General features: G+C 60.0%; 1 protein-coding gene. It reads right to left on the reverse strand.

Annotation, left to right across the window (positions count from 1 at the left end; genetic code table 11):
• Positions 1–8,532, reverse strand: an 8,532-nt coding sequence (locus tag OPU96_RS28605) for a beta strand repeat-containing protein (RefSeq protein WP_498560172.1), incomplete at both ends; no start/stop codon positions are given.

Genomic DNA, 8,532 nt, shown 5'->3' on the forward strand with positions numbered 1-8,532 from the left:
TCGATTACCGGCACATCGTTGTGCAGGTTAACAGTCGGTTGGCCTTCGCCATTCGAGGAAGCGCCCGCTGGGTCGGTAACAGTCAGGTCGATCTTCGGCAGCTGGTTGCCAGCGTTAACGAAGTCCGCGCCCTTCTGGGTCAGGACCACGTTGTTGCCAACAATGCTGTAGTAGCCGTCGACGTTGCTGGTGCCAGTGAAGGAGATGGTCAGGCCATCACGCGGTGTCTCTTCGTCGGTCGCAGTGAAAGTACCAGCAACGGTACCCGCAGTGGCGGAGTTCTCTTCAATGGTGGCCGGAGCAACTTCGATCACCGGCACGTCGTTATGCAGGTTAACGGTCGGCTGGCCTTCGCCATTCGAATGCGCGCCCGATGGATCGGTAACGGTCAGGTCAATCTTCGGCAGCTGGTTGCCAGCGTTAACGAAGTCAGCACCTTTCTGGGTCAGGACCACGTTGTTGCCAACAATGCTGTAGTAGCCGTCGACGTTGCTGGTGCCCGTGAAGGAGATGGTCAAACCATCACGCGGCGTCTCTTCGTCGGTCGCAGTGAACGTACCGGCGACGGTGCCCGCAGTGGCGGAGTTCTCTTCAATGGTGGCCGGAGCAACTTCGATCACCGGCACGTCGTTATGCAGGTTAACGGTCGGTTGGCCTTCGCCATTCGAGGAAGCACCCGCTGGGTCGGTGACGGTCAGGTCGATCTTCGGCAGCTGGTTGCCAGCATTAACGAAGTCCGCGCCTTTTTGGGTCAGCACGACGTTGTTGCCGGAGATAGCGTAGTAGCCATCAGCGTTGCTGGTGCCGGTGAAGGAGATGATCAGGCCATCACGTGGAGTCTCTTCGTCCGTTGCGGTGAAAGTACCGGCAACGGTACCCGCAGTAGCCGAGTTCTCTTCGATGGTGGCAGGAGCAACCTCGATTACCGGCACATCGTTGTGCAGGTTAACGGTCGGTTGGCCTTCGCCATTCGAGGAAGCGCCCGCTGGGTCGGTGACGGTCAGATCGATCTTCGGCAACTGGTTGCCAGCGTTAACGAAGTCCGCGCCCTTCTGGGTCAGGACCACGTTGTTGCCAACAATGCTGTAGTAGCCGTCGACGTTGCTGTTGCCCGTGAAGGAGATGGTCAAGCCATCACGTGGGGTTTCTTCGTCGGTCGCAGTGAACGTACCGGCGACGGTGCCCGCAGTGGCGGAGTTCTCTTCAATGGTGGCCGGAGCAACTTCGATCACCGGCACGTCGTTATGCAGGTTAACAGTCGGCTGGCCTTCGCCATTCGAGGAAGCGCCCGCTGGGTCGGTGACGGTCAGATCGATCTTCGGCAGCTGGTTGCCAGCGTTAACGAAGTCCGCGCCTTTCTGGGTCAGCACAACGTTATTGCCGGAGATAGCGTAGTAGCCATCGGCGTTGCTGGTACCGGTGAAGGAGATAGTCAAACCATCACGTGGGGTTTCTTCGTCGGTCGCGGTGAAGGTACCGGCAACGGTGCCCGCAGTAGCCGAGTTCTCTTCGATGGTGGCAGGAGCAACCTCGATTACCGGCACATCGTTGTGCAGGTTAACGGTCGGTTGGCCTTCGCCATTCGAGGAAGCGCCCGCTGGGTCGGTGACGGTCAGGTCGATCTTCGGCAGCTGGTTGCCAGCGTTAACGAAGTCCGCGCCTTTTTGGGTCAGCACGACGTTATTGCCGGAGATAGCGTAGTAGCCATCAGCGTTGCTGGTGCCAGTGAAGGAGATGGTCAGGCCATCACGTGGGGTTTCTTCGTCGGTCGCAGTGAAAGTACCGGCGACGGTGCCCGCAGTGGCGGAGTTCTCTTCAATGGTGGCCGGAGCAACTTCGATCACCGGCACGTCGTTATGCAGGTTAACGGTCGGCTGGCCTTCGCCATTCGAGGAAGCACCCGCTGGGTCGGTAACGGTCAGATCAATCTTCGGCAACTGGTTGCCAGCGTTAACGAAGTCAGCACCTTTCTGGGTCAGGACCACGTTGTTGCCAACAATGCTGTAGTAGCCGTCAACGTTGCTGTTGCCCGTGAAAGAGATGGTCAAACCATCACGCGGAGTCTCTTCGTCCGTTGCGGTGAACGTACCGGCAACGGTGCCCGCAGTAGCCGAGTTTTCTTCGATGGTGGCAGGAGCAACCTCGATTACCGGCACATCGTTGTGCAGGTTAACAGTCGGTTGGCCTTCGCCATTCGAGGAAGCGCCCGCTGGATCGGTAACAGTCAGGTCGATCTTCGGCAGCTGGTTGCCAGCGTTAACGAAGTCCGCGCCCTTCTGGGTCAGGACCACGTTGTTGCCAACAATGCTGTAGTAGCCGTCGACGTTGCTGTTGCCCGTGAAGGAGATGGTCAGGCCATCACGCGGCGTCTCTTCGTCGGTCGCAGTGAAAGTACCGGCAACGGTACCCGCAGTAGCCGAGTTCTCTTCGATGGTGGCAGGAGCAACCTCGATTACCGGCACATCGTTGTGCAGGTTAACGGTCGGCTGGCCTTCGCCATTCGAATGCGCGCCCGATGGATCGGTAACGGTCAGATCAATCTTCGGCAACTGGTTGCCAGCGTTAACGAAATCCGCGCCCTTCTGGGTCAAGACCACGTTGTTGCCAACAATGCTGTAGTAGCCGTCGACGTTGCTGTTGCCCGTGAAGGAGATGGTCAGGCCATCACGCGGCGTCTCTTCGTCGGTCGCAGTGAAAGTACCGGCAACGGTACCCGCAGTAGCCGAGTTCTCTTCGATGGTGGCAGGAGCAACCTCGATTACCGGCACATCGTTGTGCAGATTGACGGTCGGCTGGCCTTCGCCATTCGAATGCGCGCCCGATGGATCGGTAACGGTCAGATCAATCTTCGGCAGTTGGTTGCCAGCATTAACGAAGTCCGCGCCCTTCTGGGTCAAGACCACGTTGTTGCCAACAATGCTGTAGTAGCCGTCGACGTTGCTATTGCCCGTGAAGGAGATAGTCAAACCATCACGCGGCGTCTCTTCGTCGGTCGCAGTGAAAGTACCGGCCACGGTACCCGCAGTAGCCGAGTTCTCTTCGATGGTGGCAGGAGCAACCTCGATTACCGGCACATCGTTGTGCAGGTTAACGGTCGGTTGGCCTTCGCCATTCGAGGAAGCGCCCGCTGGATCGGTAACAGTCAGATCAATCTTCGGCAACTGGTTGCCAGCGTTAACGAAGTCCGCGCCCTTCTGGGTCAGGACCACGTTGTTGCCAACAATGCTGTAGTAGCCGTCGACGTTGCTGTTGCCAGTGAAGGAGATGGTCAGGCCATCACGCGGTGTCTCTTCGTCGGTCGCAGTGAACGTACCGGCGACGGTGCCCGCAGTGGCGGAGTTCTCTTCGATGGTGGCAGGAGCAACCTCGATTACCGGCACATCGTTATGCAAGTTAACAGTCGGTTGGCCTTCGCCATTCGAGGAAGCGCCCGCTGGATCGGTAACAGTCAGGTCGATCTTCGGCAGCTGGTTGCCAGCGTTAACGAAGTCCGCGCCCTTCTGGGTCAGGACCACGTTGTTGCCAACAATGCTGTAGTAGCCGTCGACGTTGCTATTGCCCGTGAAGGAGATAGTCAAACCATCACGCGGAGTCTCTTCGTCGGTCGCAGTGAAAGTACCAGCAACGGTACCCGCAGTAGCCGAGTTCTCTTCGATGGTGGCAGGAGCAACCTCGATTACCGGCACGTCGTTATGCAGGTTAACGGTCGGCTGGCCTTCGCCATTCGAATGCGCGCCCGATGGATCGGTAACGGTCAGATCAATCTTCGGCAGTTGGTTGCCAGCATTAACGAAGTCCGCGCCTTTCTGGGTCAGCACAACGTTATTGCCGGAGATAGCGTAGTAGCCATCGGCGTTGCTGGTACCGGTGAAGGAGATGGTCAAACCATCACGCGGCGTCTCTTCGTCGGTCGCAGTGAAAGTACCAGCAACGGTACCCGCAGTAGCCGAGTTCTCTTCCAGGGTGTTGGCAACAACTTCAATCACCGGCACGTCGTTGACCAACGTCACATCCGGTGTAGCCGCGTCGTGCGAGCTGCCTTTATCGGCATCGGTCACGGTCAGGTCAATCGCAGGCAGCTTGTTACCGGCGTTGACGAAGTTCGCGCCCGCCAGGGTCAGTACCACGGCATTGCCAACGAGGGTGTAGTAGCCATCTTTGTTGCTGTCGCCAGTGAAGGTGACTTTCAGCTGGGCAACCGGGGTTTCAACATCGCTGACGGTGAAGGTACCGGCAACGGTGCCTTCCGCCACCTGGCCTTCCACCAAGTCATTGGCGACCACTTCGATGACCGGCAGGTCGTTGACCGAAATCACATTGATCGGCAGCGTGATCGACTCGGACTTAGGCGCCGCATCACCATCCTGCGCGGTGGCGGTCACGGTCAGGTTCACCAGACCGTAGGCGTTTGGCACCGGGTTGTAGACCAGTGTGGCCTTGCTCCAGTCGCTGATGTCGACGCTTTGGTTGCCGGCTGACGCGGTAAAGGTGTGGCCCGCGCCATCGGAAATGGTCGCGCCTTGCGGAATGCCGCTGATTTCCAGCTTGAGCGTCTCGGAGCCATCCTTGTCGGTGGCGTAGGCGTCAATTGCGGACAACTTGATCGCGTGGTCTTCCAGGCCGGTGTTCAGCACCTGGGTCACGCTGATGTTGTCCATCACACCGCCAAGGGAGTTGTTGGCTTGGCCGGCCGGGGCCTTGAATTCGAGTTTGGCGTCACCGTCGACAGTCACCGGCACCACGAAGGTGTAGGTCTTCATGCCAACGACGGTGGTGTCCAGGGTGCCGACTTTGACGCCGCCCCAGAACACATCGATGACCGAGTTGTTCTCGGCGCCGGCACGCGGCGAGTAGTCGACCGAGATGGAGTACGCGGTACCGCTTTCAGCCTTGATGATGGTGTACAGGCTGGAGTCGTCGCCAGCGTTTTTCTCAAGCTCGATGACCTGGCTGTTGCCCGGGGTCTCTACGCCGTAGATGCTGCTCTGGCCGATTTCGACTTTGCCGTCGCTGTTGCCGGTCAACCACTGGGTGGTCGGTGCGGTGCCGGCTGCGTTGTTGGCATCGCCAACGGCAACCGTGCCCCACGAACCGTTGAGGTTCGCGCTGTCGAAGTTGATCGCGCTGACAACGCCGCCACCGAGCAGGCCCAGGTGCGGGGTGTCGGTGACCGGCGCGATGGTCACTGGAGCAGTGGTGACATCGCTGGCTTTACCGGCATTGTCGACCGCCGTGAAGGTCAGCGAGGTGCTGCCACTCCAGTCGGCGGTTGGGGAGAAGTAGACCGACGCCTTGCCGTCAGCGCCCGCAGGCACCGAATCACCGACCTTCAGTTCGGTGGTCAGGCTGGCGTCGCTGTACAGCTTGCCGTTTTCCGGCAAGGCGGTAATGACGAAGTTGGCAACGGTACCGTCCACATCGGCGCCGCTGAGTACGATCGTGGCCGCGTGGTCTTCGTCCGCGCCTGCCGAGGTGGCGGTTGCAGTCGGTGCGTCGTTGAACAGCTCGACGGTGACCTTGCCCGTGGCGGTGCTGGTTTCTGGCGGCTCACGGTCGAGGTTGCCGCCACCGTTATCGGTGACAGCGATGGACACAGTGCGATCAGTGCCGGCCGGGTTGTTGCCCGGGGCCTGGAAGGTGATCGCTTCAACCAGCTTGATGAAGTCGGCGGCGCTGCTGCCAGCCGGCGAGCTGCTGGTCAGGGTGTAGACGATCTTGCCATCGGCGGCGCTGCCGCTTTCGGTGATGGTGATACCTGCAACCGCGAGGGCCTTGAGCACGTCGGCGCTGCTGAGCAGGTCGCCGGACACCAGGTGATCAACGGTGACCACCACTTTGCTGAAGGTCTTGTTGTCGACGTCGGTGATGCTCAGGTTTTCAACCAGGGCCACTGCGCCTTTTTGCTCGACAAATTTGCTGCTGTCGAAGCCGATCACCGGCGCGTCGTTGACCGGAACCACGTAGATCACGGAGGTCGCCGGTGCCGAATCCGCCTGGCCGTCGTTCACGGTGATGGTCAGGTTGCGGTTGGCCGGGCTTGGGTCTTCGCTTTCGCTGGCGAAGTGCACCGAGCGCAGGACTTCCTGGTATTCAGCCTTGGTGGCTTCACCGGACAGGGTCAGCACGCCGGTGGTCTTGTCGTAGCTGACGGTGATTTTGGTGTTGCTGACATCCGCGATCAGCACGTCGTCGGCCAGGTGGTTGACCAGCGTGACCTTGGCGCTTTGCAGGGTGCTGTTGTCGACGTCGGTGATGGTCAGGTGCGCCGCGACATAGCCGCCTGGCTTGCCTTCGATGTAGGTGTCGCCGAACGCGTTGGTCGAATCGTTGCCCAGTACTGGCGCGTCGTTGACCGCAGTGACCACAACGCTGATTTTGCCGGTGGTGACTTCTTCAACGCCGGTGCTCAGCTCTTTGGCCGTGGCTTTCACGGTCAGGTCGAAGCTGGCCGTCGAGTCCTTGAACGGTGTAACCGTCAGGGTGCTCAGGTTCCAGGTGCTCACGTCGTACAGCGTGTTTGCGCCGGTCGAAATGATGCTGTGGCCAGTGGTGCCGTCGGTGATCACGGTGCCTTCCGGCAAGCCGCTGATTTCCACCTTGTGGGATTCCGAACCGTCGTTGTCGACAAACGTGGCGGTGATCGGCGCGAGCTTGATCGCGGTGTCTTCCAGGCCGTGGTTGTAGACGTTGCCGGTGTAATAGCCTTCGCCATTCACCACGTGGCTGTCGCCCAGCACCATGCCGGCGGCTTCCAGCGCGGCTGCACTGGTGTAGGTCTGCAGGCCGCTGTTGCCCAGCGACGTCGACGGGCCGTTGTTGATCGACACGTTGACGTCGTAGTTGCCCGGGCCGTTCTGGTTGTAGTGGTAGACGTCGAGGGTGTAGTAGCCCGACTCGGTCGGCGTGTACGACGACCCGTTGATCCCGCTGCCTTGGCTCCAGGTCTCGGAAGCGACCAGCTTGCCGCCCACGGTGATTGCCAGACTGTCGTCGGCCGTACCCGTGAAGGTGTAGCTCTTGCCGGCTTCCAGGTAGACCAGGCCGGACACTTTGGTCGCGGTGCCTTCGGCCACATTGCCGTTGCTCACGTTGCTGGTCACGCCAGTGGACGCGGCGCTGTCAGCGGTCTGGCCGTTGATGACCTTGATCAGGGTGTTGGAGTCGGTCACGCCTTGACCATTGGTGCCCAACGCGCCCGGCAGGTTGCTGCCGGTCCAGGTTTGAATGGTCAGGCCGGTTGGTACCTGGCCGATGTTCAAGATCGGCACATCCGTCACCGGGTGAATATCCACGGTGATGGTTTTGGTGTCGCTGTAGGAGTTGCCGTCGGTGGCCTGGAACTTCAGCTCGGTGTAGTCACCTTGCTTGTTGCCCACGCCGGTACCGCCGAAGCTGTTGTCGCCGGACTCGTTCTCTGCCGGGGTGTAGCGCACGTTGTGGCCGTCGAAATCAGCCTGGGTGAAGACCTTGCCCGACGAGGTGTCGCTTTTCAGGTCGGCGGTGGTGAGCTTGACCCACTCACCGTCGACTTTGTATTCGATGGAACCGGCCGGCAGGCTGGTGAACACCACGCCTGGGCTGGTGGAGTCTTCATCCTGGACACCGAAAGTCGACCAGGTCAGTTCGATCGGGGTGTCTTCGTTGCCTTCGATATGGTTGTCGATGGCGGTTGGGGTGTCGTCGACCAGGGTCACCGTCGGCTGGCCCGTGCCGTTGGAGTGGAGGCCTTCTGGGTCGGTGACGGTCAGGTCGATTTTTGGCAGTTGGTTGCCGGCGTTAACGAAGTCCGCGCCTTTTTGGGTCAGCACGACGTTGTTGCCTACGATGCTGTAGTAGCCGTCGACATTGCTGTTGCCGGTGAAGGAGATGGTCAGGCCATCACGCGGGGTTTCTTCGTCGGTTGCGGTGAAGGTACCGGCGACGGTACCGGCGCTGGCGGTGTCCTCAACAATGGTGCTGGCCGCAATTTCGATGACCGGTACATCGTTGTGCAGGTTGACGCTCGGTTGGTCGGAACCCGTGGAGTTCGCGCCCTGAGGGTCGGTGACGGTCAGGTCGATCTTCGGCAGTTGGTTACCAGCGTTAACGAAGTCGGCGCCTTTTTGGGTCAGGACGACGTCGTTGCCAACGATGGTGTAGTAGCCGTCGGCGTTGCTGTTGCCGGTGAAGGAGATGGTCAGGCCATCACGTGGGGTTTCTTCGTCGGTCGCGGTGAAGGTACCGGCCACGGTGCCCGCAGTGGCGGAGTTCTCTTCCAGGGTGTTGGCGACCACTTCGATCACCGGCACGTCGTTGTGCAGGTTAACCACTGGCTGAGCGTTGTTGCTGGAGTTCAGGCCTTCAGGGTCGGTGACGGTCAGGTCGATCTTCGGCAGTTGGTTACCAGCGTTAACGAAGTCGGCGCCCTTCTGGGTCAGGACCACGTTGTTGCCAACGATGCTGTAGTAACCGTCGACGTTGCTGTTGCCGGTGAAGGAGATAGTCAGGCCATCACGCGGCGTCTCTTCGTCGGTCGCAGTGAAGGTACCGGCC

Source organism: Pseudomonas sp. RP-B7 (genome assembly GCF_059803535.1).